Source organism: Paraburkholderia sp. EB58, assembly GCF_050436665.1.
Classification (GTDB): domain Bacteria; phylum Pseudomonadota; class Gammaproteobacteria; order Burkholderiales; family Burkholderiaceae; genus Paraburkholderia.
This window is the reverse complement of the sequence record NZ_JBNDMQ010000001.1, coordinates 523,056-550,052: the sequence shown is the minus strand read 5'-3', so window position 1 is coordinate 550,052 and position 26,997 is coordinate 523,056. Positions and strand designations below refer to the sequence as shown.

Genomic DNA, 26,997 nt, shown 5'->3' with positions numbered 1-26,997 from the left:
AGACAGCCATGACAAATACGATGCCAGGCCCATCACGCACGCTTGACGTGCAACAGTTCATCGATGAACGGCGTTTCTCGCCGTATCAATGGTTTGTACTGATTCTGTGCTTTCTGATTGTCGCGACTGACGGCTTCGACACGGCCGCGATCGGCTTCGTCGCGCCTTCGCTCGCGCAGGAATGGCACGCGACCAAGGCGGCGTTGTCGCCGGTGATGAGTGCCGCGCTGGTCGGCCTCGCAATCGGCGCATTTGCTGCAGGTCCGCTGGCAGACCGCATTGGGCGCAAGAAAGTGCTGGTGGGCTCCGTGCTGGTATTTGGCGCGCTCAGCATTGCGTGTGCGTTTGCCGGTTCGGTTACCGAGTTGGCGGTGCTGCGCCTTTTGACCGGCATCGGTCTCGGCGCGGCAATGCCGAACGCCACCACGCTGACCTCCGAATATGCCCCGGCTCGCAAGCGCTCGTTTCTCGTCAATACGATGTTTTGTGGTTTTACCGTGGGGGCTTCGGCGGGCGGTCTTGTTGCGGCAGCGCTGATTCCGCAGTATGGCTGGCGCAGCGTGTTCGTCGCAGGCGGCCTGATGCCGATCGTGCTGGGCTTCGTGTTGATCGGGCTGCCCGAATCGATCCGCTTCATGGTTTTGCGCGGCTGGGCGGTGGAGCGGATCGCGGCGGTGCTGCGGCGCATCGCGCCAAACGAGTCGTTCGATAACGTGCGTTTCGTGTTGCCGGAAGATCCTGCCGTGCAGCGGCAGACCGGCGGATCCGTGGTGCTTTCTTCGCGCTTCAGAACCGGCACCGTCATGCTGTGGATTACCTATTTCTCCGGACTGCTGGTGTACTACATGCTGACCAGCTGGCTGCCGACCTTGATTCGCGATACCGGTTTTACCGTACGTCAGGCCGCGCTTGTTACCGCGCTCTTTCCGTTCGGCGGCGGCGTGGGTTCGATCACAGTGGGCTGGCTGATGGACCGCTTCGAGCCGCATCGCGTGATTGCGATTACTTACGTGCTGACGGGTCTGTTTGTGTGGATGGTCGGCCAGCAGTCAGGCAGTCTTGTCTGGCTCGCGGCCATCACCTTTATCGCAGGTGTTTGCATGAATGGCGCGCAGTCGTCGTTGCCCACCTTGGCGGCGGCGTTCTATCCGACCAGCGGCCGGGCAACAGGCGTGGCCTGGATGCTGGGCGTCGGCCGGTTTGGCGGCATTCTCGGGGCGTTTTCCGGCGGCCTGCTGCTGCAGGCCAATATTGGCTTCAGCACGATTTTTGCGCTGCTGGCCGTGCCTTCGCTGATCGCGGCGGCGGCGTTGATGGTGAAGCGTTCCGCTGCGCATCGGGCCGCAAATACGGGCTTGCCGCGGGAAGCGGCGTAAGCGCCGCAGCGGCCGCACTTATACTGAAGTACTCTCGCTCACGGTGCCGGTGTCTTCAACCGGCACACGCGCCAACACCGACCGCAACACGGTCTCCTTCATGACCTCGCGCCAGTGCGCGAGGGCCGCCTTCTCCATTAGCGATTCGCCGAGAAACGCGCTGAGCGTGTACTGGTTGGCGTTATAAAAATAGCCGAGCGAGGCAATCATGATGTACACGTCGCGCGCCGCGATGCCGTCACGAAACACGCCTTTCGCCTTGCCCGCATCCAGCACCTTCTGCACCACGGAAATCGCGTAGCCGGAAATCTCGCGCAGCTTCGACGATTTCTTTGCGTGCTTGCCCTGATGCAAATTCTCGCTGGACAGCAGCGTGACGAACTCGGGATGATCGAGGTAGTACTGCCAGACAAACTCGACGACCTGCTGCAAACCGCGCACGGGGTCGTCGAAATCCAGATCGAGCCGGCTTTCGGCTTCATTGAACTGCGAGTAGATCGTCTCCAATACTTCGACGAACAACTGCTCCTTGCTGCCGAAGTAGTAGTAAATCATCCGGTCGTGCGAGCGTGCCGCTTTTGAAATGCTCTCGACCCGGCCGCTCGCATAACCTTGCTTGGCGAACACCTTGATGGCGGCCTTCAGAATCTTTGCTCGCGTATCCTGGGCCTGCTTCGCGCGGATGCCGGTAGCGCCCGTCTTGCGGGCGGCGGTTGGACTCATGGGCGGCCTCGACTCTCTCTGTTAGCTTCAAGTGCATCTGCTCACAACACAGCGGGCCAACGCTTATCTGCCTGCGATTTCGCTGCCGGCCCGCTGTCATGATACAGCCGGGACGCATCCCGACCAGCAGATCTCTAATCGAACACGGGCGATTCGACTCCCAGCACCTTGTGCAGTTTGGTACTGGTTGTTGTGTACTGCATATGAATCTTCTTGTCCGGGAAAATATAGGGCGCCGCGCCGAATGCCGCCAGCGCCGCTTCGTGAAAGCCAGACAGGATCAGCTTCTTCTTGCCCGGATAGGTATTGATATCGCCCACCGCGAAGATGCCGGGCACGTTGGTTTCAAACTTCTCGGTATCGACGCCAATCTGTTTGCGCTCGATTTCGAGGCCCCACTGGGCAATTGGCCCGAGTTGAGGCGAAAGGCCGAAGAACACCAGCAGGTGATCGAGTTCGAGCGTCCGTGTCACGCCGTCGCCACCTGTCACCTTGATACGATGGAGTGCTTCGTGATTGTCTTCGAAGCCGCTTACCTGGCCCACGAGACATTGCATGCGCAGGTCATCGCATAGCGCGCGCATTTTCGCCACTGAGGCGGGCGCGGCGCGGAATTCGTCGCGCCGGTGCACGAGGATCACGCTTTGCGCAATGTCCACGAGATTGAGCGCCCAGTCCAGCGCGGAGTCGCCGCCGCCGCAGATCACGATGTCTTCATCGCGGAACAGCTCGGGATCGCGCACCCGATAGAACAGTTGCCGGCCATGGTATTTGTCGATGCCGGTGACTTTCAACGAACGCGGCTGAAACGAGCCGACGCCTGCAGCGATGAAGATAGTCTTGGTAATGAACTCGGTGCCTTTACTGGTGCGCACAAAAAATCGCCGGTCTTCCAGACGCTCGACGATCTGCACTTCCTGCCCGAGGTGAAACGTTGCGCCGAACGGCTCGATCTGTTTGAGCAGATTGTCCGCGAGCTCCTGTCCGGTGCAGATCGGCACCGCAGGAATATCGTAGATCGGCTTGTCCGGATACAGCTCGACGCACTGGCCGCCCACTACCGGCAGCGAATCGATCACATGTGCCTTGATTTCCAGCAGACCTAGTTCGAACACCTGAAAGAGGCCGACCGGCCCTGCACCGACGATCAATGCGTCGGTCTCGATGGGCGATGGCGGTTCGGCGTGGGTGTCCAGCGTGCTGTGAGAGGTGGGGTGGTCAACTACTTCGTTCATGGGTTTCTCCCGCAATCGGTTGAGTGAGGAACAACGGGGGAACGATGAGCCGTGCGCGTAGCCTGGGGCGGCTGCGGCAGGGCGAAATCAGGGTGCCTCGCAGCGGAGGCAGGGGTAGTGGCGGCGGCGCGGCAAGCGGCATGGCGTCCCTCTGCTCAGCGCTCGAGCAGAGCCAGCTTGTCCGTGACGTCCTTCCATGCGTCGGCGTCGGGCAACGGCTCTTCACGTTTGGTCAGCACCGGAAACACACCGGTTAACTCGGCGTTCAGCGCGGTGAACGCCTGTTGGTCTGCAGGCAGGTCTTCTTCGGCGTAAATTGCATTGACGGGGCATTCGGCCACGCAGACCGCGCAGTCGATGCATTCGTCCGGGTCGATCACCAGCATGTTCGGTCCGGCGTGGAAGCAGTCCACCGGACAGACGTCCACACAGTCGGTATAGCGGCAGCGGATGCAGGCTTCTGTCACGACATGAGTCACGGCGAAACTCCTTCTGCATAGGGCCGCGGCGCGGAAAATGGCGCGCCGCAACAAAACGAACAATCGGGAAAAGGCGTTGCGCAGTCTATTTTGATCGAGTAGATTTCAATCAAGTTTGGTGTAGTGGATACTACACGAACGGTGAGTGACCGCAACATTTTTCAAAATGAGAGTTGTTGGGTGTCACACGAATGTGCCTTGAAACAAGGGCTATTTCGTCAGCCGGGTAGGGCCGATTGTAATGTCGTCGTATGGGAACCCCACCATGACTGAACATACGAAGGTCGATTTCGGTGCAGACGGCGTCGATGGCGAAACCGCCTCGACGCCCGGTCCGACCGTGCTCGAAAAAGCGGCGCCCCGCAGCGAGCGGATGGCGAGCAACAAGATCGAATGCAATGCGTGTCCCGTGTTGTGTCAGATCTCCGAAGGCCGCACCGGCGCGTGCGACCGTTACGCAAACTCGGACGGGCGGTTGATCCGGGTTGACCCTGTTGTGTTCGTGTCGCGTACGCTCGCGGTTGGCGCAAGCACTGGCGAAACGGCTGCGATCGAATTTGGTGCATCGGGCGTGGCGGACGGCGACGCCGCGGTGGCCGCACCGCAGAGACAGGCGGCGCAGGATCGGGAGCTGTTCGTCACCGGCGTGGGCGCCTCGTCCACTTACCCTGACTACAAGCCCGCGCCGTTCATCGTCGCTTCAAAGCTCGACGACGTCGACATGGTGACGGTCGTCACCGAGGGCATTTTCAGCTATTGCAGCTTCAAGGTAAAAATCGACACCGACCGCTTTCTCGGGCCGGAGCAGTCCAACGTGCGTTGCCAGGGCGAGATTGTCGGTCACGTGACGACGGCCGAATACGGCTCGCAGATGCTGAGCCTCGGCGGCGTGCATCATCTGACCGGCGGCAGCAAGAAAGAAGGCCGCGTGACCTGCGACATGATGCTCGCGCTCGGCAACAAGCAGGCGGTGGAGTTGACCATCGACGGCGGTGCGAGCCTCGTGATCCGCGCCGGTGCTGCGCCGATCGTGGACGGCGTTGAGGAACAGCGCATGCGGGTGGGCTGTGGCTCGGCCACCATCGGCATCTTCGCTAAACAGTGGTTTGGACATGTCGACGAAGTGGTAGTGGTCGACGATCACATTACCGGCGTGCTCACCGAGCATCAGGCAGGACGGTGCCTCGGCATGACGCGTTCAGGTCTGAAGATTCGCGGCCGCAAATCGACTCCAGGCCGCTATTTTCAGGTCGCCAATCCCGGCACGGGATGGGGTGGCACGGATATTCAGGACCCGCTAGCGATCATTGAAGGCTTCGATCCCGCCGTGGCGCGGCCGGGCATGCGTTTTCTGATGGTGTCGACCACCGGTGAGCACGCGCAGTGGTACGAACTGGACGCTAATCTCGTGCCGCGTATCGCAGAGATGCCTATGGCGGTGCGGAGTACCGTGGAGCGGATTGGCGAGAACTGCGAGCCGTCGCTTGCGACGGTACTGTTCCTGGGCGGCGCGGGCGGCAGCTTGCGCGCTGGCGCGACCGAGAATCCGGTCTTGCTCACGCGCGCCATCAAACAGCGGCTCGTAAACGTGACCTGCGGAGGTGCCCCGGCTTACGTATGGCCCGGTGGCGGCATTACGGTAATGGTCGATGTGACGCGCATGCCCGACCGCTCGTTCGGCACGGTGCCCACGCCTGCGATCGTCGCGCCGATCGAATTCACCATGAGCTACGACGTATATCGTGACCTCGGCGGCCATCTCGACGCGGTGCGTTCGCTGGAAAGCGTGCTGGCAAATGGACCGGATCACGTCGAAGGGGCGCCGCTCGCGCGTCGTACTTTGGCGCGTCACCCCGATAACCCATGGCCGCTCGGCATGCCGCCGATGCTGGGATGACGGCCATGACCGCGACCCGCGCCCAACTCGACGCCACACGCTGGCACTTGCAGCACGGCCCGATCGATCTGATCATCGGCGCCGACGGCGAGGACGCGGCCGTGCGGGCCGCGCATGAAGCCTGCTGGCAGCGCTTTAGCAGCGTACTGGACGAACTGGTCGCGGAACTGCGTTGCCTGCGGCAACCCGTCCAACGCGACGCGCTGAGCCGGCCATGCGAGGGTCGTGTTGCCAGCCGCATGTGGGATGCATGCTATCCGCACCGGGCGCGCTATATCACGCCGATGGCCGCGGTTGCGGGTAGCGTCGCGGATGAACTGATCGCGGCGTTCGCGCGACCTGGCGTGTCGCGCGCGTTCATCAATAACGGTGGCGACATTGCGCTGTATCTGAGTGAGGGCCAGCGGTACCGTATCGGTGTATTTACCGACCTGGCCCAATTTGACGGCGTTCGCCCTGGCAGCGGCCTTCCGCTCGATGCCAACCTGACGCTCGACGCGGCGTCGCCGGTGCGCGGCATCGCCACAAGCGGCTGGCGTGGCCGCAGTTTCAGCCTTGGCATTGCAGACAGCGTGACTGTGCTGGCCCGTACCGCCGCCGCCGGCGACGCCGCTGCAACGATGATCGCGAATGCCGTGGACCTGAAACACGCTGATATCGTCCGCCAGCCAGCTTCTTCGCTGAAAGACGACACCGATCTCGGCGACCTGCTGGTGACGGTCGATGTACCGCCGTTGCCGCAACCGTTGATCGACTTTGCACTCGCGCGCGGTGCTCAGGAAGCGGCCCGCCTGCACGAACAAGGTTTAATTGAAGGCGCGGCGCTGTTTCTGCAGCGCAGCGTGCGTGTGGTCGGCATGGCCGACCGGCCCGCATCGGCGCCGGCTGGTAGCAGCGGCTTGCGCCTCGCCCGTGATACCCATTACCCAACGGAGGCCCCGTGTTCGAAATACGCCGCGTGCTGACGCACGTCGAAGACATTTTTCACGAGTTCGGTCCGGCGCCTGCGCATCCCTTGCGCAAAGGCGCGATTGCTGCCGTGATGACCAATCCGTTTGCGGGTCGCTATGAGGCCGACATCCAGCACGCCATGGAGGCGCTCAAGCCTATCGGTGTCGATATGGCGCAGCGGCTGCTGGCGGCGATGGCTGTCCCGCATGCAGCGATCGAAAGCTACGGCAAGGGCGCGATTGTCGGCTCGGCCGGCGAACTCGAGCATGGCGCGTTGTGGCATGTGCCAGGCGGCTATGCGATGCGCGAATTGCTGGAGAAGAATGGTGTGCCGACCAATGCGATCGTGCCTTCCACCAAGAAGGTGGGGGCGCCATCCACTGCACTCGACGTGCCGATGACCCACGTCAACGCGAGCTACGTGCGCAGCCACTTCGATGCGATCGAAGTACGCGTGCCTGGCGCGCCGGCCGCGGACGAGGTGGTCTACATCCTCGTGATGAGCACCGGACAGCGTGTGCACGCGCGCGTCGGTGGTCTCGCGAAAGAGGCCGTCGTCGGCAAGGACGGCCTGCGCTAACCCGCGGCGTCATCAACACAAACGCAGCGAACCCATACTCGGAGAGCGAAATGGCAATCAAGCTTCGCAAGCTGGTAGTGCAGGTGGATGAAACACGCATTGAAATGGGGCAGACGATCGATCCGCCGGTGCGCCGCGCGGTCGCCATTGCGGTAATCGAAAACCCTTATGCGGGCCGCTTCGAACCCAAACTGGATGCGTTGATCGACGCGGGTGAAGAACTCGGCGCGCTGCTCGGCAAGAAATGCGTCGAGGCGCTGGGCATCGCGCCGGGCGAAGCGCAAAGTTACGGTAAGGCCGCGATTGTCGGCGAAGCGGGCGAACTGGAGCACGCCGCCGCTATCCTGCATCCGAAGCTCGGCGCGCCGCTGCGTGTCGCGGTGGAGAAGGGCGCAGCGCTGGTGCCATCGGCAAAGAAGATGGGCACGCTCGGCACGGCGATCGATGTGCCGCTCGGCCACAAGGACGCCGCGTTCGTGCGCAGTCACTTCGACGCCATCGAAGCACGCGTCTCCGACGCGCCGCGCGCCAACGAGATTGTGGTGGCGGTTGCGGTGACGGCGTCAGGCCGGCCGCTGCCACGCATCGGCGGATTGCAGGTTAGCGAAATCAAAGGCGAAGATGGTTTGCGCTGAATAATTTCGCTGGTAGTGTCCTGCGCATTGGATGGATTGCACGCCGCTGAGGGTTACGATGCTTTCGAATCTGCTGGTACAACTGATCAACGGACTTGCCGACGCGTCGACGCTGTTTCTCGTCGCCGCGGGGCTGTCGCTGATCTTCGGCGTCACGCGCATCGTCAACTTCGCGCACGGCTCGTTCTACATGTTCGGCATTTACGTTGCCTACAGCATTGCGAGCCGCTTCGGCCAGACGACGGGCGGCTTCTGGCTCTCCGTGCTGGCCGCCGCACTGGTCGTCGCGGTGCTCGGCGCGCTGGTCGAAATGATCGTGTTGCGGCGTATTTATCAGGCACCCGAACTGTTTCATCTGCTCGCCACCTTTGCGCTGGTGCTGATCTTCCGTGACGCTGCGCTCTGGCTGTGGGGTCCTGAGGAGCTGTTCGGGCCGCGTGCGCCGCATCTGGCCGGCGCGGTCAATCTGCTTGGTCATGCGTTGCCCACCTACGATATCGCCCTCATCGTGATCGGTCCGCTGGTGCTGTTGCTGCTTTGGTATGGCCTCACGCGCACGCGTTGGGGCACGCTGGTGCGTGCGGCGACGCAGGATCGCGAGATGCTCGGCGCGCTCGGTATCAATCAGGCGTGGCTCTTTACCGGCGTGTTCTTTGTGGGCGCGTTTCTCGCTGGACTGGGCGGGGCGTTGCAGGGGCCGCGCATGTCGGCGAATCTGTCGCTCGATCTGGAGACCATCGGCAATGCGTTCGTGGTTGTGGTGGTTGGTGGTATGGGTTCCATTCCCGGTGCCTTCGTCGCAGCGTTGTTGATTGCCGAGATCAAGGCGCTGTGTATCGGCATTGGACACGTGTCGATTGGCGGGATCGATTTTTCGCTGAGCCGCTTCACGCTGGTGGCGGAGTTTGTCGTGATGGCCGTTGTACTCGTCGTGCGGCCCTGGGGCTTGCTTGGTCGTGCGAGCGCAGCAGTACGTGGCATGGCCGCGCCGGACGCGCCGCTGCGGCCCGCGGGCAAGCGTCTGAAATGGCTGGCCGTGGCGGTGCTCGCCGTGCTTGTGCTCGCGCCGCTTGCTGCCAGCGCGTTTCCTTATATGCCCATTCTGCTGGTCGAAATCCTGATTGCGGTGTTGTTTGCGACCAGCCTGCACTTCATCATGGGGCCGGGTGGCATGCACTCGTTCGGGCATGCCGCGTATTTCGGACTCGGCGCGTATGGCGCAGCGCTCTTTCTCAAAGTCCTGAATCTGCCGATGGAAGCAGCGCTCTTGCTGGGGCCGCTGCTCGCGCTTGGTGGGGCGCTGGTATTCGGGTGGTTCTGCGTGCGGCTGTCCGGCGTCTATCTGGCGATGCTGACGCTCGCGTTCGCGCAGATCGTCTGGTCAGTGGTGTTCCAGTGGGATGACGTGACGGGCGGCAGTAACGGCGTGCTCGGATTGTGGCCGTCGAACTGGCTGTCCTCGCCGGTCGCCTATTACTACCTGACGCTCGCGTGTGTCGCGGTGTGTGTCTGGTTGTTGCGGCGCATGCTGTTTTCTCCGCTTGGCTACGCGATGCGGGCTTCTCGCGATTCCGGCTTGCGAGCCGAGGCAATCGGTATCGACGTCAAGCGTGTGCAATGGGCATCGTTTGTGATTGCTTCGGTGTTTTGCGGGCTCGCCGGTTCCTTATACGCGTTCTCTAAAGGCACGATTTCTCCGGAGGTCATCAGCGTGAGCCGCTCTGTCGATGGACTCGTGATGGTGCTGCTCGGCGGCCTGCAGACCTTGACTGGGCCGATTGTCGGCGCCGCGGTCTTCACATGGCTACAGGACACCGTCGCGCGTCAGACCGATTACTGGCAGGCACTGCTCGGCTTCGCCATCCTGTTGCTGGTGATCGCGTTCCCGCAGGGCATTGTGGGCTTCATCCGTGACCGCTTCGGCGACGACGACTCCAGTACGAAAAACGGTCACGCAGGCGGTACGCCCGAGACCGATCGCCGCAATGTGCCTTCACCGTCGCCCTCGCAAGCGACGGCCATGAAGGAGGGTCTATGAGCCTCCTACGCGTATCGGGCTTGTCGAAATCGTTCGGTGGACTTAAGGCCGTCGACGACGTGTCGTTCGAACTCGAAGCCGGTCAACTGCTCGCGTTGCTGGGTCCAAACGGTGCAGGCAAATCCACCTGCTTCAACATGGTCAACGGGCAACTGCGGCCGTCGTCCGGTTCGATCCGGCTCGACGATCACGAACTCGTCGGCATGCGGCCGCGCGATATCTGGCGGCTCGGCGTGGGCCGCACGTTCCAGATTGCGGCGACCTTCAACTCGATGACCGTGCTCGAAAACGTGCAGATGGCGCTGGTGTCGCGTGAACGCAAGCTGTTCGGGCTGTGGAAACCGGCGGGATCGTGGTACGCGGATGAAGCGTTCAGCCTGCTCGAACAGGTTGGGATGGCCGCCGACGCGCATCGTGCCTGCGGCGTGCTGGCCTATGGCGATGTCAAGCGCGTCGAACTCGCCATCGCCATGGCGAACCGTCCGAAGCTGCTGCTGATGGACGAACCGACGGCCGGCATGGCGCCGAAGGAGCGCAACGAACTGATGGCACTAACCAAGCGCCTCGTCACCGAGCACAAAATTGGCGTGTTGTTCACCGAACACAGCATGGACGTAGTGTTCGCCTACGCCGACCGCATGATCGTGCTGGCGCGCGGCAAACTGATTGCGGAAGGCAGCGCCGACACGATCCGCAGCGATGCTCGCGTGCAGGAAGTGTATTTCGGCACCGGCAAGACCTTTCAGGCGCATGCGGCGCTGGATCATCATGACGGCCAGGCGGGTCGTCAAGGGGCGTTGCAATGAGCGAGCCGATGCTGAAAGTCTCCGGTCTCAATGCGTTCTATGGCCGTGCGCACATCCTGTTCGACGTCGGTCTCGAAGTGGGACGCGGCGAAGTGGTGGCGTTGATGGGCCGCAACGGTGCGGGCAAATCGACCACGATGAAAGCAGTGATGGGCCTGCTGCCGCGCCGCCAGGGCGAAGTGCGGTTTCGCGGCGCGGACATTGCAGCGCTGCCGCCGTATCGCATCGCCCGTATGGGGATGGGCTTCGTGCCGGAAGACCGCCGGGTGTTCTCCGATCTCACGGTGATGGAGAACCTCGACGCAGGCCGTCAACCGCCACGCGAGGACGCCCCGCAATGGACCCCAGAAAAGCTGTTCCGGCTTTTCCCCAATCTCGGCGAAATGCCCAGGCGTCCCGGCGGACAAATGAGCGGCGGCGAACAGCAGATGCTGACGGTCTCGCGCACGCTGATGGGCAATCCTTATCTGGTGTTGCTTGACGAACCGTCGGAGGGCGTGGCGCCGGTGATCGTCGAGCAGATGGCGAACATGATTCTCGAACTCAAGCGCGAAGGGCTGTCGATTCTGTTGTCCGAACAGAACCTGCACTTCGCCGAGCTGGTCAGCGACCGCGCGTACGTCCTCGAGAAAGGACAGATCCGCTTTAGCGGCACGATCGGCGAACTCGCGAAGAACGAAACAGTCAGGCGCGCTTATCTGAGCGTCTGATTCCTGCGACGCGGCTCTGCGCTCAGCGAGACGCGGGCGAGCGGTTGCGTCGGGTAGTCGTTGCGAAAGGAGAGGCAGATGGCAGCAGAGACGTTGACAGGGTTGTCGGGCAAGGTCGTGATAACGAATATCGGCCTGCTGTTATCCGGCGATATCGACAAACCGATTCTCGACGCCGACACGCTGGTGATCGACGACGGCGTGATCGTCGCAGTGGGTAAGGAGAAAGACTGCGACCTCGAAGGCGCACGCACCACGGTCGATTGCAAAGGTACGACGGTGGCGCCTGGCCTGATCGATTCGCACGTGCATCCTGTCTTCGGCGACTGGACGCCGCGCCAGAACCAGATGGGCTGGATCGAATCGAATCTGAACGGCGGCGTGACGACGATGATTTCGGCCGGCGAAGTGCATTTGCCAGGACGTCCTAAGGATATCATCGGCGTGAAGGCCCTCGCGATCACGGCGCAACGCTCGTTCGAAGGCATGCGCGGTGCGGGCGTCGGCGGCGGCGTGAAGGTGCTGGCCGGTGCCCCTGTGATCGAAAAGGGCATGGTCGAGGAGGACTTCAAGGAACTGTCGGAAGCGGGCGTGAAGCTACTGGGCGAAGTGGGTCTTGGTAGCGTGAAGGCCGGTGAAGAAGCCGGCCAGATGGTTGCCTGGGCGCGCAAGTACGGGATTCAAAGCACGATTCACACGGGTGGACCGTCGATTCCCGGCTCGGGACTGATCGATAAAGACGTGGTGCTCGCGGCGGATGCCGATGTCATCGGCCACATCAACGGCGGCCATACGTCGCTGCCTTATCGCCATGTCTGCGACCTGTGCGAGCAATCCACGCGTGCACTGGAAATCGTCCATAACGGTAATGAACGGATCGCGCTGTTGACCGCACGTCATGCCATCGAACTCAAATGCCCGCACCGGATCATCCTCGGTACGGACAGCCCTGCGGGTTCGGGCGTGCAACCGCTCGGCATTCTGCGGATGATTGCGCTGATCTCGAGTCTCGCTGACGTCCCCGCGGAAATCGCTTTCTGCTTTGCGACCGGCAACACCGCACGGCAGCGCAATCTGCGCCAGGGGTTGATTGAAGTGGGCCGTCCTGCGGACCTGGTGTTCATGGACCGCGCGCAGCACACGGCCGGCAGCACGCTGCTCGAAAGCGTGCAGCTTGGCGATATTCCGGGTGTGGGCATGGTGATGATCGACGGCCTGATCCGTTGTCGGCGCAGTCGCAATACGCCGCCGGCCACCGAAGTGCCGGTGGTCGTCTGAGCGCGCGACACGATCCGCCGACGCCGCGGCCATGAACCGCCCCGCGAACCTCACGCTCAACGTCAACGGCGCGACGCATGCCGTCAGCGCCGGTGTCGACACGCCGCTGCTGTATCTGCTGCGTAACGATCTGGCGCTGAACGGGCCGAAGTTCGGTTGCGGGCTCGGCGAGTGCGGTGCGTGCACGGTATTGCTCGACGGCGTTCCCACGCGCTCGTGCGTGACCACCGCCAAGGTGGCGTTGGGGCACGAAATCACCACGCTCGAAGGATTGGGTACACGTGCCGCGCTGCATCCGGTGCAGCAGGCGTTCATCCTGGAACAGGCCGCACAGTGCGGCTACTGCCTGAACGGCATGATCATGACCGCGAAAGCGCTGCTCGACCGAGATCCTCATCCCAGCGACGACACGATCCGCCGTGAGCTTTCGCGCAACCTGTGTCGTTGCGGCACGCATATCGAGATCGTGCGCGCCGTGCACCGGGCCGCCGAATTGCTGGCGGCGCAGCGCTGTGAGCATGAAGGAGAGCGCGCATGACCGGGCCGGACGTCAGCGTCGAACGGCAACCGCTCTCGCGGCAGCAACTTGATGACGCCCAGAATGTGCTGATGGTGGTGCGGCCGCCGCAGGCGCCGGTCAAGCCGGCAGTCGGGCAGCCGGGCTCGCGCTCGTCGTTCGTGCCGACCATGGCGGACGTCTTCCTCGTGGTCCGCGGCGACGGCAGCGTGATGGCGTTCAACGGACACGTCGATCTGGGAACGGGTATCGGCACCGCGCTCGCGCAGATCGTCGCGGAAGAACTGGATGTGCCGCTCACGCGCGTGTCAGTTGTGCTCGGGCACACGACTGAAGTGCCGAACCAGGGACCGACGATTGCGAGCGCAACGATCCAGATCTCCGCGGTGCCGCTGCGTCTCGCCGCGGCGCAGGCGCGGCAGTTCCTGGTGCAGCAGGCGGCCGCGCGCTTTGGCGTCAGTGCCGACACGCTAGAAGTACACGACGGAATCGTGCATCGCCGCGGCGAGGAGGCGACGCAAGGCATCGGCTATGGGGAACTGATCGCCGGGCGGCATATCGAGTTGACCCTTTCGACGGATACGCCGGTCAAACCGCCGGAGGCTTATCGGATTGTCGGAAAGAGCACGGCGCGCGTCGATATTCCTGCTAAAGCCACTGGCGAGCTGATGTTCGTGCACGACGTTCGAGTGCCCGGGATGCTGCATGGGCGAGTGGTGCGTCCACCTTATGCGGGCGTGGCGCAAGGCGACTTTATTGGCAACAGCCTGCTGCACGTCGACGAGGATTCGGTGCGCGACTTGCCCGGCATCGTCAAAGTCGTCGTGATCCGAGATTTTGTGGGCATCGTGGCCGAGCGCGAGGAGGTTGCGCAGCAGGCCGCCAAACGTCTCGACGTACAGTGGAAACCAGTGGAGGGTTTGCCGCCGCTTGAAAGCAGCGAGGAGGTAGAGACCGCCTTGCGTGCCAACCCGTCGAAGCGTCGCGATCTGGTGATTGAAGGCGATGTCGACGCGGCGCTTGCACAAGCCGGCAACACCCTGGATCGCACCTACGTGTGGCCGTTTCAGATGCATGCGTCGATCGGGCCGTCGTGCGCGGTGGCCGACTACCGTGACGGCGCGCTCAAGGTCTGGTCCGGCACACAGAATCCGCATTCGCTGCGCGCCGATCTGGCGTTGCTCATGGCACTGGACGAAGCGCGCATCGAAGTGGTCCGGATGGAGGCCGCGGGTTGTTACGGCCGCAATTGTGCCGATGATGTGGTCGCAGATGCGGCGTTGCTCTCGCGTGCAGTGGGCAAACCGGTGCGCGTGCAACTATCGCGTGAAGACGAACACGCCTGGGAACCGAAAGGCGCGGCGCAACTGATGGACGTGCGCGGCGCGGTGGATGCGAACGGCCAGCTCACGGGCTACGATTTCGCCACCCGTTACCCTTCGAATGACGCGCCGACGCTCGCCTTGCTGCTGACCGGCGCGATCGCGCCGCAGCCGCAGGTGTTCGAAATGGGCGACCGCACGGCGGTGCCGCCCTACGACTACCGGACCATGCGCATTGTTTGCGACGACACGCCGCCGATTGTCCGGGCGTCATGGTTGCGCGGTGTCTCTGCGTTGCCCAATACGTTTGCGCACGAATCGTTCATCGACGAACTGGCTGAGCAAGCGGGCGTCGATCCTGTCGAGTTCCGTCTGCAGCACCTGACCGATCCGCGCGCGATCGATCTGGTCAAGGCGGTGGCGGACAAGGCCGGTTGGCAGCCACGTAACGTCGCGCTAAATGCGCAAGCCGAGTCAAACGAGTTACAGGAGCAGGAGGGTGACATCGCGCGCGGCAGAGGCTTTGCATACGCACGTTACGTACACAGCAAATTCCCCGGCTTCGGTGCGGCATGGTCCGCCTGGGTGGCAGACGTTGAAGTGAACCGCAAGAGCGGCGAGATGGCCGTCACGCGGGTCGTGGTGGGCCAGGATACCGGCACGATGGTCAATCCGGATGGCGTGCGTCACCAGATCCACGGCAATGTGATCCAGGCGACGAGCCGTGCGTTGAAAGAGCGCGTGACCTTCGGCAAGAACGAAGTCACGAGCCAGGAGTGGGGCGCCTATCCGATCCTGACGTTCCGCGAGGTACCGGTGATCGAAGTGGTGATGATGCCGCGCCACGGCGAGCCGCCCATGGGTACCGGCGAATCGGCTTCGCTGCCGGGCGCGGCGGCGATTGCCAACGCGCTCTTCGATGCGACCGGCGTGCGTTTTCGCCGTCCGCCGTTTACGCCGGAGGTGATCCGTGCGGCGCTCGCCGACGGCCCGGCGCAAGAAGCGGCCGCTGCTGCAGCCGCGCGCAGGAAAAAGCGCTGGCGCTTCGGTTTTCTGGGCGCATTAGCCGCAGGCGCTGCGGGCTGGCTCAGCATGGCTTCGTTCGCACCCCAACCCATTGCACCGATTACGCCACCACTGGCTTCGGCGTTTGCACCCGAACTGATCGCACGCGGCAAACTGCTCGCCTCGCTCGGCGATTGCGCCGTGTGCCACACCGCTCACAACGGCGTGCCGAACGCAGGTGGTCTCGCGCTCGATACGCCGTTCGGCACCGTCTACACCACGAATATCACGCCGGATGAGCAGACCGGCATTGGCAACTGGTCGTTCGAAGCGTTCGTGCGAGCCATGCGCCAGGGCATTCATCGCGACGGACGGCACCTGTACCCCGCTTTCCCGTACACCTCATTCAAGAACGTCTCTGACGACGACCTGAAAGCGCTATACGCCTACCTGATGTCGCAAACGCCGGTACGTTCCCGGCCGCCGGAAACGAAACTGGCGTTTCCATTCAGCGTGCGGCCCATGATGGCGGCGTGGAACAGCCTGTTTCTGAAGCGCAATGCCTTCACACAGGATGCAACGCAAACGGCGCAATGGAATCGCGGCGCCTATCTGGTCAACGGCCTCGGTCATTGCAGCGCGTGTCACACGCCGCGCAATGCTTTCGGCGCAGAGAAAACCGGCGCAGCATTCCTCGGCGGCGGCATGGCGGAAGGCTGGGAAGCGCCAGCCTTGACCACGCTTTCCAACGCGCCAGTCCCGTGGACCGAAGACGAACTGTTCAGCTATCTGCGCTTCGGCCACGCGCCGCTGCATGGCGTGGCCGCCGGACCGATGGGGCCGGTCGTCAGCGAACTCGCGCACCTGCCCGACAGCGATATCCGCGCCATGGCGAACTATCTCGCCTCGCTCAATCCGGCGGGACCGAATGCCAATCCGCAGGCCCTGGCGCGCGAATATGAAGAGGCCAGCATGGCGACGCCGGTCGCATCCAGTCTCGGCGCGCGGCTCTTCGACGGCGCCTGCGCGGCGTGCCACCACACCGGCAGCGGACCGCAACTATTCGGCGCGCATCCGTCGCTCGCACTTAACACGAATCTGCATAGTGCGGCGCCCGACAACCTGATACGCGTCATTCTGGACGGCATCGGCTCGCCTGCGCGGCCCGAACTCGGTACGATGCCGGCGTACCGCGACAGTTTCAACGACGCCCAGGTGACCGAACTGGTGTCGTACCTGCGTCAGCAGTTTGCCGGCGGTAAGCCCGCGTGGCAGGACGTCGAGGCGACGGTGGCGCGCATTCGCGCCGAGCCGCGCGCTGATTTCGCATTCCCGCAATCCCACTGATAACGGAGAAAGGCATGACCACACGCGCAGGATGGATCTCACGTCTGACCGTCTCGTTGACGCTCACGTTGACCGCACTCGGGGCAGCGGCACAGGAGACGATCAAGATTGGCGAAATCAACAGCTATAAGGCGCAGCCGGCCTTTCTCGGCCCTTACAAGAACGGCTGGAATCTCGCGCTCGACGAGGTGAATGCGTCAGGCGGGGTGCTCGGCAAGAAGCTCGAAGTTGTCTCGCGCGACGACAACGCTAACCCGGGCGACACGGTGCGGGTCGCGCAGGAACTGGTCACGGGCGAGGGCGTGCAGTTGTTGTTCGGCGGCTTCCTGTCGAATACGGGCCTGGCGCTCGCCGATTACGCCAAGCAGAAGCATGTTTTCTTCCTCGCTGCTGAACCGCTGACCGACAAGATCGTGTGGGCCGACGGCAACAAATACACGTACCGTCTGCGTCCGTCCACGTACATGCAGGTTGCGATGCTGGTGCCGGAAGCCCTCAAACTGCATAAAAAGCGCTGGGCGCTCGTCTATCCGAACTACGAGTACGGCCAGTCGGCGGTGGCGACTTTCAAGCGTCTGATGCAGGCTGCGCAGCCCGATATCGAGTTCGTCTCGGATCAGGCCACGCCGCTCGGCAATCTCGATGCGGGTGCGGTGACCCAGGCGATTGCCGATGCGAAGCCCGACGCGATCTTCAACGTGCTGTTCGGCGCGGATCTCGGCAAATTCGTGCGCCAGGGCAATACGACGGGACTCTTCAAGGATCGCAGCGTGGTTTCGTTGCTGACGGGCGAGCCTGATTATCTGGACCCGCTCGGCGCCGAAGCGCCGACGGGTTGGATCGTGACCGGCTACCCTTGGTATTCGATCGATACGGCAGCCAACAAGAAGTTCGTCGACGCGTACCAGGCGAAGTATCACGACTATCCGCGTCTCGGCTCAGTGGTCGGCTATTCCGCGTTGATGTCGATTGCGGACGGCCTGAAGAAAGCCGGTTCCACCGATCCTGACAAACTCGCCGCTGCCTTCAAGGGCTTGAATGTCGAGACGCCGTTCGGGCCGATTACGTACCGTGCACAGGACAATCAGTCGACCATGGGCGCTTATGTGGGCGTGACGGGCGTGAAGGACGGCAAGGGTGTGATGACGTCGTACCGTTATATCGACGGCGCGAGCGTGCAGCCTTCGGACGCCGAAGTGAAGAAAATGCGTCCGGCTGACTGAGTCCGAATAAGCCTAAGGCGCGCAAAGGCACGTCAATAACGTGCGCTAATGCCACGGGTGGGCGAAACCGTCACGATTTCGCCCACTCGCTATTCCTCCGCGTCGTGCTCGGTGACGAAGCGCCGCAAATACGCAAGCACAGCCGCTTCCGCCGCGCGATGATCAGCACAGCTTTTCGAGCCGGCGTTCTCCTCGTCGCCGAACAGCGTCGACGGCGCGTTGTGCACATCCACTTCCTGCCCCTCGCGAAACACGCGAATCTCGTGGACGTCCTCGGCATATTCGGCAACCCAGTGGACTCCTTCAATATGGGCGCCCGCGCGTACGGTGGATGTCTTCATGCGGCTTCTCCCGGATGGCCGGGCACAAACCGCCGGCCCTTTCTATAACCATACGCCGTCCGCGCGGATGCCGCACGGCTTGTTTTCCTTGCGGCACAGCTGTTGCTGCATAAGTTGAGGCCTACATCCAATCCGGAGGACTGTTATGCCTGAACAGAAAACCATCCACCGTGCCCAGGCCGACAAGCGCGCCGGCAAAGCCGCGAGCACCCAGGCCGGGGAATTCGTCAAGGAAGAGGTCGACCGCGTGCGCGCAGGTAAGCACGGCGTGAGATCGGCCAAGCAGGCGATCGCTATCGGTTTGTCGAAGGCGCGCCGCACCGGCGTCGATCTGAAGGCGCCAAAGAAGGGTACGACCAGCGAAGCGACCCGTAAGAAGGCCGCCAAGGACACCGCGGCAGGCCAGCACAAGGCCGCTGCCAAGAGCACCAGCAGCGAATCGAAGACGAAGCGCGCACGTGCCGCCACCACGGCGCTCAAGCGCGAGAGCGGACAGGGCGCGTCCAGTGCGGCGTTATCGAAGCAGACGAAGGCGGCAGCCGCGCGTCGGCCGGCCGCGAGCCGTTCAGCGGCGGCGAAGAAGGCCGCCAGCACCAAGGGCGCTGCCGGCCGATCGGCAGCGGCGAAAAAGGCCGCTCATACGCGGGCTGCACGCTCGCATCATTGACGCATGCGTCAAGCGTTGAGGGCGGTGGTGCAATGCCGCCGCCCGTTTACCCGCCGGACAATGCGCCGCCGGGCAATGTGGACGCTTTGCACGTAAAAAATACAGAAGCCGTGCCTGTTTCCAGCCTAACGCGTGCGGCCAATGCGTTCGCATGCGGCCAGCATCTGAAACCCTTCGTCTCCGCGAAAAGCCGTGTACATTATTTTTTTGGTCATCTATAACCTGACCGCTAGGACAGGATTCAGGGTGACGTAGCGGCGTTGAGATGCGCAATGCATGAACCGGACCCTTCACGCGAGGACGGCCAGCGTCGCTGCATTGCGGCATCTCAACGTGTAAGCTCAGCGCGCGGCCGCCAAGGCTGGACGCGGGGCGCCTTGCGCTGCACTATACGGGGCACGCACGGGCACCGATGAGCACACCCTCGCGCCGTGCCCGGCAAGACCAACAAGAGAGACGAGAGGAGGAAGATAGGTATGCGAAGTAAGGTCAATCAGGCTCTACGTACACCATTCCATCCAACCACCCCTCACCCGCGCCGCCGTCCAGAACGGTGCGTGCTGATGAACCCAAATCGGGCCGCTTAACAGGCCGCGCACCGCATACACCAACGTGCTGGAGAGGCCGGCTTCGTGCCGCCAGCCCGCTTGGCGAATCTCCCGATCATCCTCATTCCGATAGAGCGAGCACAACGTGGATATCGTACGTAGCCTGTGTGGCATTGTCTTTCTGTTGCTGATCGCTTATGTGCTCTCGACGAATCGAAGCGGCATTCGTCTGCGCACGCTGATTCCGGCGCTGGCCGCCCAGGTGGCGATCGGCGCGCTGGTGCTGTTCGTGCCGCTCGGTAGCGCAGCCCTTGCTGCCGCCGCGCGCGGCGTCAATCATGTGCTGCAGATGGGCGACCGCGGTGTCTCGTTCATGTTCGGCGGTCTCGTCGACCAAAAGATGTTCACGTTGTTCGGCGGCGGTGGTTTCGTGTTTGCGCTGCGCGTGCTGCCCATGATCATCTTCGTCACCGCGCTGATCGCGGTGCTGTACCACATCGGCGTGATGAAGTGGATCATCAACGGCCTGGGCATCGTCTTCGAGAAGCTGCTCGGCGTGAGCCGCGTCGAAGCCTGTTCCGCGGTGGCCACTATTTTTCTCGGTCAGAGCGAGATGCCGGCCTTCGTCAAACCCTTCGTCAGGCAGATGACCGGCGCGGAGCTGTTTGCCGTCATGTCGAGCGGCATGGCTTCGGTAGCGGGTTCGGTGCTGGCAGGCTATGCGGGTCTTGGCGTTAATCTGGAGTATCTGTTGGCCGCCTCGTTCATGGCGATTCCGGGTGGCCTGCTGTTTGCCAAGGTCATTTTCCCGACCAACGAGCCGAGCCGCGTCGTCCTGGAGGGGCTCAGTTTCGACGAGCGACGATCGGCCAACGTGATCGAAGCGGCCGCATCGGGCGCGGCCATCGGCCTGCGCATCGCAATCAATGTCGGCGCCATGCTGATCGCTTTCATTGGCCTGATCGCGCTGCTGAATTCGACCGTCAGCGGCATTGCCGGTCTGTTCGGGCATCCGCAGATCACGCTGCAGGGTCTCCTTGGCTGGCTGTTTGCACCGTTGGCGTGGCTGATCGGTGTACCTTGGCACGACGCGCCGCTCGCCGGTAACTTTATCGGCGAGAAGATGATCCTCAACGAGTTCGTGGCGTATGTCGATCTGTCGCCGTACCTGAAGGGCGCGCAGTCGGTTACCGCGGCCGGCCTGCAGGTGCTGGATCCGAAGACGCTGGCTATCGTGTCGTTTGCGCTGTGCGGGTTTGCCAATTTCTCCTCGATCGCGATTCTTACGGGCGGCTTTAGTGCCGTCGCAGCGGAGCGTCGTTCGGAAGTGGCGCGTTATGGATTGCGCGTCGTCGCGGCGGCCACGCTGTCGAATCTGATGAGCGCGGCGATTGCGGGCATTTTCCTGTCGTTTCATTAAGCGCATTGAGCGCATTGCGTGCAATGAACGGCAGAACTTGAAATGAAGCCACGGTTTCCTACCTGGGGTTGGGTCGATCATCATGTCGTTGATGCAGGAAATCATTCGCAAGAAGCGTGACCAGCAGCCGCTCAGCCGCAGCGAGATCGCCGAGTTCGTGCAGGGCGTCGCTGATGGCAGCGTCACTGATGGGCAGGTCGCCGCTTTTGCAATGGCGGTGTACTTCAACGACATGAGCGTGGAAGAGCGTGTCGCATTGACGCTCGCGCAACGCGACTCGGGCCGGGTGCTCGCCTGGCAGGACTTCAATCTGCCCGGCCCGCTGATCGACAAGCATTCGACGGGGGGCGTCGGCGATCTCACTTCGTTACTGCTCGGCCCGATGGTGGCCGCGTGCGGAGGCTTCGTGCCGATGATCTCAGGGCGAGGACTCGGCCACACCGGCGGCACACTCGACAAGCTCGCGGCCATACCCGGCTACAACGTCGTCCCTGAGACCGGGACGTTTCAACGCGTCGTGCGCGAGGTCGGCGTGGCGATCATCGGCCAGACGGCGCAGCTCGCACCGGCGGACAAGCGAATCTATGCGATCCGCGACGTGACGGCGACGGTCGAATCGGTGCCGTTGATTACCGCGTCCATTCTCTCGAAGAAACTCGCGGCGGGGCTTTCGGGCCTGACGATGGATATCAAGGTCGGGTCGGGCGCTTTCATGCCGACCTACGAGAAGTCGCTGGAACTGGCGAGAAGCATCGTTGACGTCGGTAACGGCGCCGGCATGAAGACGACGGCCGTGCTGACCGATATGAACCAGCCGTTAGCCCCATGCGCGGGCAACGCGCTGGAGGTCCGCTGTGCGATCGACTATCTCACTGGGCGTAGTCGTCCGGCACGCCTGCACGAGGTCACGCTTGCGCTCGCTGCGCAGATGCTCGTGTCGGGCGGCCTCGCCGCCGATCCCGCACAAGCCCGTGCCAAGCTGAACGCCGCGCTCGATTCAGGCGCGGCTGTCGAGCGTTTCGCGCGGATGGTGCGCGCACTCGGCGGTCCAGCGGACCTGGTCGAGGCATCCGAGCGTCATCTGGGCGACACTCCGGTTGTGTGTGACGTTACCGCGCCGCACGCGGGTTATGTGACGCGCATCGATTGTCGGGCGCTCGGCCTGGCGGTGGTGGGGCTGGGTGGCGGCAGACGCCGTCCCGAAGACGGGATCGACTATCAGGTCGGTTTGACAGACCTCGTTGAACTCGGACAATACGTCGATGCGGGAGCGCCCCTTGCGCGGGTTCACGCTCGCGATCCGTCCGCGATCCAGCACGCGGCTGGTGAGATCCAGGCAGCGTTCACGCTAGCCGCAACCGCAACAACGGTGCCGCCCACCGTGTACGGTCTGATCGAGTGATCAAGTAAGCGAGTGGAGCGAATAAAAGCCCGCGGATTCCTGACCCTGATGCGGAGGAGTAGTGAAACACGAACAACTGATAGACGAAGCACGTAAAGCGCGCGAGCGTGCCTATGCGCCTTATTCGGGCTTTCTGGTGGGCGCCGCGATCGAGACGAACGACGGCACCATCTTTCACGGCTGCAACGTCGAGAATGCCTCGTATGGCCTGTGCAATTGCGCTGAACGTACGGCGTTTTTTAGCGCGGTGGCAGCGGGTTATCGTCCGGGGCAGTTCAAGACGCTGGCTGTGATCGGCAAAACGGATGGCCCGATCGCGCCGTGCGGCGCGTGCCGTCAGGTGATGATCGAACTGGGTTCGCCGAGGCTTGAAGTCGTGCTGAGCAACCTGGACGGTAATGTCGAAGTGACCAGCGCCGCCGCGCTGCTGCCTGGCGCGTTTTATCTGGAGCCCGGCGGCGCAGCTGTCGCGTGATCGCGCGCTTGTCGCGTGGCGCTTTCCCCTGCAATACAACGTGAGTGTCCAACCATGCACAAGGTAATTTTCGACACGGACCCGGGCGTCGATGACTCGATGGCGCTGGTGTTCCAGACCCGTCATCCAGAGATCGAACTGATCGGCGTGACGTCCGTGTTCGGCAACGCGACGATCGAAACCACGACCCGTAATGCGGTCTATCTCGTCGAACGGTTTGCCGACCCCACGGTGGTCGTCGCGCGCGGCGCAGGAAAACCGCTGCGTAGAGCGAATCCGGAACCGATTCCGCACATTCACGGGCACAACGGCCTGGGCGACATCGAGCTGCCCACGCTAGCCGATGACGGCCGGGCTCGCCTCGATGCGCGGCCAGCCCATCGCTTCATCATCGACGAAATTCGCAAGCACCCGCATGAGATCAACCTCATCGCCGTGGGGCCGATGACCAATCTCGCGCTGGCGTTGCAGGAAGACCCGGAGATCCAGCACCTGGTGAAACAGGTGATCATCATGGGCGGCGCGTTCGGCATAAACGGCGTGTTAGGCAATGTCAGCCCGTGCGCAGAGGCGAATATTTCTGCAGACCCGGATGCGGCCGATCAGGTCTTTGCCGCTGCCTGGAAGGTCACCGCGGTGGGGCTGGACGTGACGCAAAAGGCCATCATGCACACCGCTTACCTCGATCGCATCCGTCAGCACGGCGGCGAGCTCGGTCAGTTCATCTGGGACGTGTCGCGTCTGTACGAGCAGTTTCACATCGACAGTTCGGGCGTGCAGGGAATCTACGTGCACGATTCGTCGGCGGTCGCCTATCTGGTGGCGCCCGAGCTTTATCAGATCCGGCGTGGGGCGGTGCGGGTGGTGGTGGAAGGCATTGCGGTTGGCCAGACCATCCAGAAACCGGAGACCATGGGCGTGCCTGCGCCGAACTGGGACAGTTCGACCAAACAGGACGTGTGTGTGGATGTCGACGTGGAGGGCTTTTTGAAGCTCTACTTCGATACGATCGTCGGGAGTGCTGCTTAAGATAAGCAGCCTGCCACGGGCAGCGGCGCCACGCCGCCGCCCTCTGGAGATTTACTGAATGGTGGCGAGCACGTCGCGCACGGTCTTGAAGATGTGCTGGATCTGCTCTTCGCTGACGATCAGCGGCGGCGAGAAAGCGAGGATATCGCCCGTGAAGCGGACCAGCACGCCGGCCTCGAAGCATTTGACGAACGCTTCATAGGCGCGCGCGCCCGGTGCGCCGTCGCGCGGTTCGAGCTCGATCCCGGCGACCATGCCGAGATTGCGAATGTCCTTCACATGCTTGGCATCGCGCAGCGCGTGAGCCGCCGTCTCGAACGCGGGCGCGAGCGAGGCGGCACGGCCGAACAGGTCTTCGCGGCGATACAGATCGAGCGTGGCCACTGCAGCCGCAGCCGCGGCCGGGTGCGCCGAATACGTGTAGCCGTGGAACAGTTCGATCGCGCCTTGCGCGCCGGCATTGACGATGGTGTCGTGGATCGTGCGGCTGGCGGCCACCGCGCCCATCGGAATCGCAGCGTTGTTGATGGCCTTTGCCATGGTCAGCAGATCCGGCGTGACACCGAAGTACTCGCTCGCCGTAGCTTTGCCAAGACGCCCAAAGCCGGTAATCACTTCGTCGAAAATCAGCAGGATGCCCTGCTTGGTACAGATCTCGCGCAGCTTCTGCAGATAGCCTTGCGGCGGCACCAGCACGCCCGTCGAGCCGGCCACCGGTTCGACGATCACCGCAGCGATCGTCGAGGCGTCGTGCAGCGTGACGATGCGCTCGAGTTCGTCGGCCAGATGCGCCCCCCAGGCCGGCTGACCCTTCGTAAACGCGTTGTGTTCGAGGTTATGGGTGTGCGGCAGATGATCGACCGCCGGCAACAGCGCGCCGGAGAAGGTCTTGCGATTCGGGGCGATGCCGCCAACCGAGATGCCACCAAAGCCCACGCCGTGATAGCCACGTTCGCGACCGATCAGACGGGTACGCTGGCCTTCGCCCCGCGCGCGGTGATAAGCCAGCGCGATCTTCAGCGCCGTATCCACCGACTCGGAACCCGAGTTCGTGAAGAAAATCCGGTCAAGGCCCGCCGGCATCAATTCGGCGACCTTCGATGCGGCTTCGAAGGCGAGCGGGTGGCCCATCTGGAAGGTCGGCGCGAAGTCGAGCGTCGAAAGCTGGTGGGTGATCGCAGCGACGATCTCGTCGCGGCTATGGCCGGCGTTTACACACCAGAGCCCGGCGCAGGCGTCGAGCACCTCGCGCCCGTCCGTCGTGCGGTAATACATGCCCTTGGCCGATTCCAGCAGGCGCGGAGCGGCCTTGAATTGGCGGTTGGCGGTGAAAGGCATCCAGAAAGACGACAGATCGTCGATGACGGGGCGCGAAGTCATGGTTATCTCCTCGAAGTGGTCCCCCAAGGAGACTTCCTTCGGGGCGTTGCGAAACTGTAGCGTCCGCGGTTAAATGGCGGACATAAACAGTTGATGCACTGCGCTGCTAACTGTACAGGCGAAGTTGCTGCAACTGTGTTGGTCTCTTGAGGGTTTCGCACCTTGCCCTACCGGCTCCCATCGCAACATTGCGTCCCCCGTCATGATTGAACTTGAACTGGAACGGGACCGCCGCGCCGCGCCCACCCTCGTCGAACAGCTCGTGCAAGGCTTTGCGCGCGCTATCGAGGCGCAGTCGCTACGCGCCGGCGCGCTGTTGCCATCGGTACGGCAACTGGCGTCGAGCCACGAACTGAGCACGTTTACTGTCACGGAGGCCTACAACCGGCTGGTTTCGATGGGGCTGGTAGTCGCCCGGCGCGGTTCCGGCTACCGGGTGGCGGCGCGCGCCCAGGCCGCGCGCGCGAGTGCCACCGACTGGCAGCCGCCCAGCCTGACCGCCACCTGGCTGCTGTCCGACGTGTTTGCCGACCATTCGGTGCCGATCAAGGCCGGCGGCGGCTGGTTGCCGAACGAATGGGTCAACGAAAGCGGCCTGCAGCAGGCGCTGCGGGCGATGAGCCGGGTGCCGGGGCCGCGCTTGGGCGACTACGGTCATCCGTATGGTTTTGCACCGTTGCGCGAGCGGATTGCCGGTCAGCTCGACCGGCACGGCTTGCCGGTCGAGGTGTCGAACGTGCTGCTCACGCAGGGCGCGACCCAAGGGCTCGATCTGATCGTGCGGACGCTATTGCGCGCCGGGGATGTGGTGCTGGTCGAAGATCCCGGCTACTGCAATCTGCTGCAGATTCTCAAGCTGGCAGGGTTGGTCGTGTACGGCGTGCCGCGCACGCCGGCCGGCGTCGATACGGAGGCGCTGGAGACGCTGGTGGCGACACACCGGCCTAAGGCAATCTTCGTCAACACGACGCTGCAGAATCCGACCGGTGCGACCTTCGGCATGGCTGCGGCCTTCCGTCTGCTGCAGATCGCGGAACGGGCGCGCATGTGGGTGATCGAGGATGATGTGAGCCGCGAACTCGCGCCGCCGGGAGCGCCGCTCTTTGCCGCGATGGAGGGCCTGCAACGTGTGCTTTACGTAGGCGGGTTCTCGAAGACGGTCACGCCGGGATTGCGCTGCGGCTATGTGGTGGCCGAGCGCGACGTGCTGCGCGAACTGGCGCGCACCAAAATGGCGGTGGGGCTGACTTCGTCGGAGACGATCGAGCGCATCGTCGACAAGGTGCTGCTCGAAGGGCGCTACGCGCGTCACGTGGAGGATGTGAACGAACGGCTCAAGGCCGCGCATGCAGTGGTGGAAGAGCGGCTCGATGCGTTGGGGCTGGAGCTGTTTCACCGGCCGCGTGCGGGGTTGTTTCTGTGGGCGCGTTTGCCGATTGAAGCTGAGCGGGCCGGCGAAGTGGCGACCGCGGCGCTCGGGCATGGCATCTGGCTCGCGCCGGGGTCGTATTTCAGGCCGGATGATGCGGCGAGCGCCTGGTTCCGCTTCAACGCACCGTATTCGACGGACGATGCGTTGTGGCGGTTTATCGAGCGGGTGGGGGACGCGTAAC

At 63.1% G+C, this 26,997-nt stretch carries 23 protein-coding genes; 18 read left to right on the top strand and 5 right to left on the bottom strand.

The features are described from left to right. The first annotated feature begins 8 nt into the window (after positions 1–8). Positions 9–1,376: an MFS transporter gene (locus tag P3T40_RS02525; RefSeq protein WP_429266093.1), complete on the top strand. Its 1,368-nt coding sequence runs from the start codon at positions 9–11 to the stop codon at positions 1,374–1,376. A gap of 18 nt (positions 1,377–1,394) precedes the next feature. On the opposite strand, the gene P3T40_RS02520 is transcribed toward P3T40_RS02525, so the two are convergent. From P3T40_RS02520 to fdxA, 3 genes are all read right to left on the bottom strand, one after another. Further along, complete coding sequence (locus P3T40_RS02520) at positions 1,395–2,099, bottom strand: TetR family transcriptional regulator (protein ID WP_429266092.1); 705 nt, start codon at positions 2,097–2,099, stop codon at positions 1,395–1,397. Positions 2,100–2,233: 134 nt separating this feature from the next. Next, entirely contained in the window at positions 2,234–3,334 is a 1,101-nt protein-coding gene (locus tag P3T40_RS02515; protein ID WP_429266091.1) for an NAD(P)/FAD-dependent oxidoreductase, read from the bottom strand. 155 nt (positions 3,335–3,489) lie between these two features. Then, positions 3,490–3,813, bottom strand: a complete 324-nt coding sequence (gene fdxA, locus P3T40_RS02510) for a ferredoxin FdxA (RefSeq protein WP_429266090.1) — start codon at positions 3,811–3,813, stop codon at positions 3,490–3,492. Between the two features lie 265 nt (positions 3,814–4,078). Between fdxA and P3T40_RS02505 the strand changes: the two genes are divergently transcribed. The 11 genes from P3T40_RS02505 (at position 4,079) to P3T40_RS02455 (ending at position 18,122) form a co-directional block, all read left to right on the top strand. Continuing rightward, positions 4,079–5,710, top strand: a complete 1,632-nt coding sequence (locus P3T40_RS02505; RefSeq protein ID WP_429266089.1) for a 6-hydroxynicotinate reductase — start codon at positions 4,079–4,081, stop codon at positions 5,708–5,710. 5 nt (positions 5,711–5,715) lie between these two features. After that, positions 5,716–6,675: a UPF0280 family protein gene (locus tag P3T40_RS02500; protein WP_429266088.1), complete on the top strand. Its 960-nt coding sequence runs from the start codon at positions 5,716–5,718 to the stop codon at positions 6,673–6,675. After that, on the top strand, positions 6,651–7,241 hold the full coding sequence (locus P3T40_RS02495) for an amino acid synthesis family protein (protein WP_429266087.1): 591 nt from the start codon (positions 6,651–6,653) through the stop codon (positions 7,239–7,241). Before P3T40_RS02500 ends, P3T40_RS02495 begins: the two co-directional genes overlap by 25 nt. Before the next feature lie 50 nt (positions 7,242–7,291). Beyond that, the gene (locus P3T40_RS02490) at positions 7,292–7,876 is read left to right on the top strand and encodes an amino acid synthesis family protein (RefSeq protein ID WP_429266086.1); all 585 of its coding nucleotides are present in this window, start codon (positions 7,292–7,294) and stop codon (positions 7,874–7,876) included. 58 nt (positions 7,877–7,934) lie between these two features. After that, on the top strand, positions 7,935–9,914 hold the full coding sequence (locus P3T40_RS02485) for an ABC transporter permease (protein WP_429266085.1): 1,980 nt from the start codon (positions 7,935–7,937) through the stop codon (positions 9,912–9,914). Beyond that, positions 9,911–10,720 carry an ABC transporter ATP-binding protein gene (locus tag P3T40_RS02480; RefSeq protein WP_429266084.1) on the top strand — a complete coding sequence of 270 codons (810 nt, stop codon included), beginning with the start codon at positions 9,911–9,913 and terminating at the stop codon, positions 10,718–10,720. The genes P3T40_RS02485 and P3T40_RS02480 overlap by 4 nt, the downstream gene beginning before the upstream one ends. Next, entirely contained in the window at positions 10,717–11,430 is a 714-nt protein-coding gene (locus tag P3T40_RS02475; protein WP_429266083.1) for an ABC transporter ATP-binding protein, read from the top strand. Before P3T40_RS02480 ends, P3T40_RS02475 begins: the two co-directional genes overlap by 4 nt. A gap of 78 nt (positions 11,431–11,508) precedes the next feature. Beyond that, a complete protein-coding gene (locus P3T40_RS02470; RefSeq protein ID WP_429266082.1) occupies positions 11,509–12,708 on the top strand; it encodes an amidohydrolase family protein in 1,200 nt (399 codons plus the stop codon). Positions 12,709–12,739: 31 nt separating this feature from the next. Continuing rightward, positions 12,740–13,246, top strand: a complete 507-nt coding sequence (locus P3T40_RS02465) for a (2Fe-2S)-binding protein (RefSeq protein WP_429266081.1) — start codon at positions 12,740–12,742, stop codon at positions 13,244–13,246. Beyond that, positions 13,243–16,899: a molybdopterin cofactor-binding domain-containing protein gene (locus P3T40_RS02460; protein WP_429266080.1), complete on the top strand. Its 3,657-nt coding sequence runs from the start codon at positions 13,243–13,245 to the stop codon at positions 16,897–16,899. The genes P3T40_RS02465 and P3T40_RS02460 overlap by 4 nt, the downstream gene beginning before the upstream one ends. Positions 16,900–16,913: 14 nt before the next feature. Next, entirely contained in the window at positions 16,914–18,122 is a 1,209-nt protein-coding gene (locus tag P3T40_RS02455; RefSeq protein WP_429266079.1) for an ABC transporter substrate-binding protein, read from the top strand. 89 nt (positions 18,123–18,211) lie between these two features. Here the strand turns inward: P3T40_RS02455 and P3T40_RS02450 are convergent, their stop codons facing one another. Further along, positions 18,212–18,463, bottom strand: coding sequence for a hypothetical protein (locus P3T40_RS02450; protein ID WP_429266078.1), 252 nt, complete (start codon positions 18,461–18,463; stop codon positions 18,212–18,214). A 145-nt stretch (positions 18,464–18,608) separates the two neighbouring features. Here P3T40_RS02450 and P3T40_RS02445 point away from each other — a divergent pair, with 145 nt between their 5' ends. The 5 genes from P3T40_RS02445 to P3T40_RS02425 all read left to right on the top strand — a co-directional run bounded on the left by P3T40_RS02445 (position 18,609) and on the right by P3T40_RS02425 (position 24,004). Then, complete coding sequence (locus tag P3T40_RS02445) at positions 18,609–19,130, top strand: DUF6496 domain-containing protein (RefSeq protein ID WP_429266077.1); 522 nt, start codon at positions 18,609–18,611, stop codon at positions 19,128–19,130. Between the two features lie 693 nt (positions 19,131–19,823). Beyond that, the gene (locus P3T40_RS02440) at positions 19,824–21,098 is read left to right on the top strand and encodes a NupC/NupG family nucleoside CNT transporter (protein ID WP_429266076.1); all 1,275 of its coding nucleotides are present in this window, start codon (positions 19,824–19,826) and stop codon (positions 21,096–21,098) included. A gap of 82 nt (positions 21,099–21,180) precedes the next feature. Then, entirely contained in the window at positions 21,181–22,500 is a 1,320-nt protein-coding gene (deoA, locus tag P3T40_RS02435; RefSeq protein ID WP_429266075.1) for a thymidine phosphorylase, read from the top strand. A 61-nt stretch (positions 22,501–22,561) separates the two neighbouring features. Continuing rightward, a complete protein-coding gene (locus P3T40_RS02430; RefSeq protein ID WP_429266074.1) occupies positions 22,562–22,975 on the top strand; it encodes a cytidine deaminase in 414 nt (137 codons plus the stop codon). A 54-nt stretch (positions 22,976–23,029) separates the two neighbouring features. Further along, complete coding sequence (locus P3T40_RS02425; protein WP_429266073.1) at positions 23,030–24,004, top strand: nucleoside hydrolase; 975 nt, start codon at positions 23,030–23,032, stop codon at positions 24,002–24,004. A gap of 51 nt (positions 24,005–24,055) precedes the next feature. Here the strand turns inward: P3T40_RS02425 and P3T40_RS02420 are convergent, their stop codons facing one another. Continuing rightward, the gene (locus tag P3T40_RS02420; protein WP_429266072.1) at positions 24,056–25,384 is read right to left on the bottom strand and encodes an aspartate aminotransferase family protein; all 1,329 of its coding nucleotides are present in this window, start codon (positions 25,382–25,384) and stop codon (positions 24,056–24,058) included. Between the two features lie 202 nt (positions 25,385–25,586). Here P3T40_RS02420 and P3T40_RS02415 point away from each other — a divergent pair, with 202 nt between their 5' ends. Beyond that, positions 25,587–26,996 carry a PLP-dependent aminotransferase family protein gene (locus P3T40_RS02415; protein WP_429266071.1) on the top strand — a complete coding sequence of 470 codons (1,410 nt, stop codon included), beginning with the start codon at positions 25,587–25,589 and terminating at the stop codon, positions 26,994–26,996. Position 26,997: the final 1 nt, after the last annotated feature.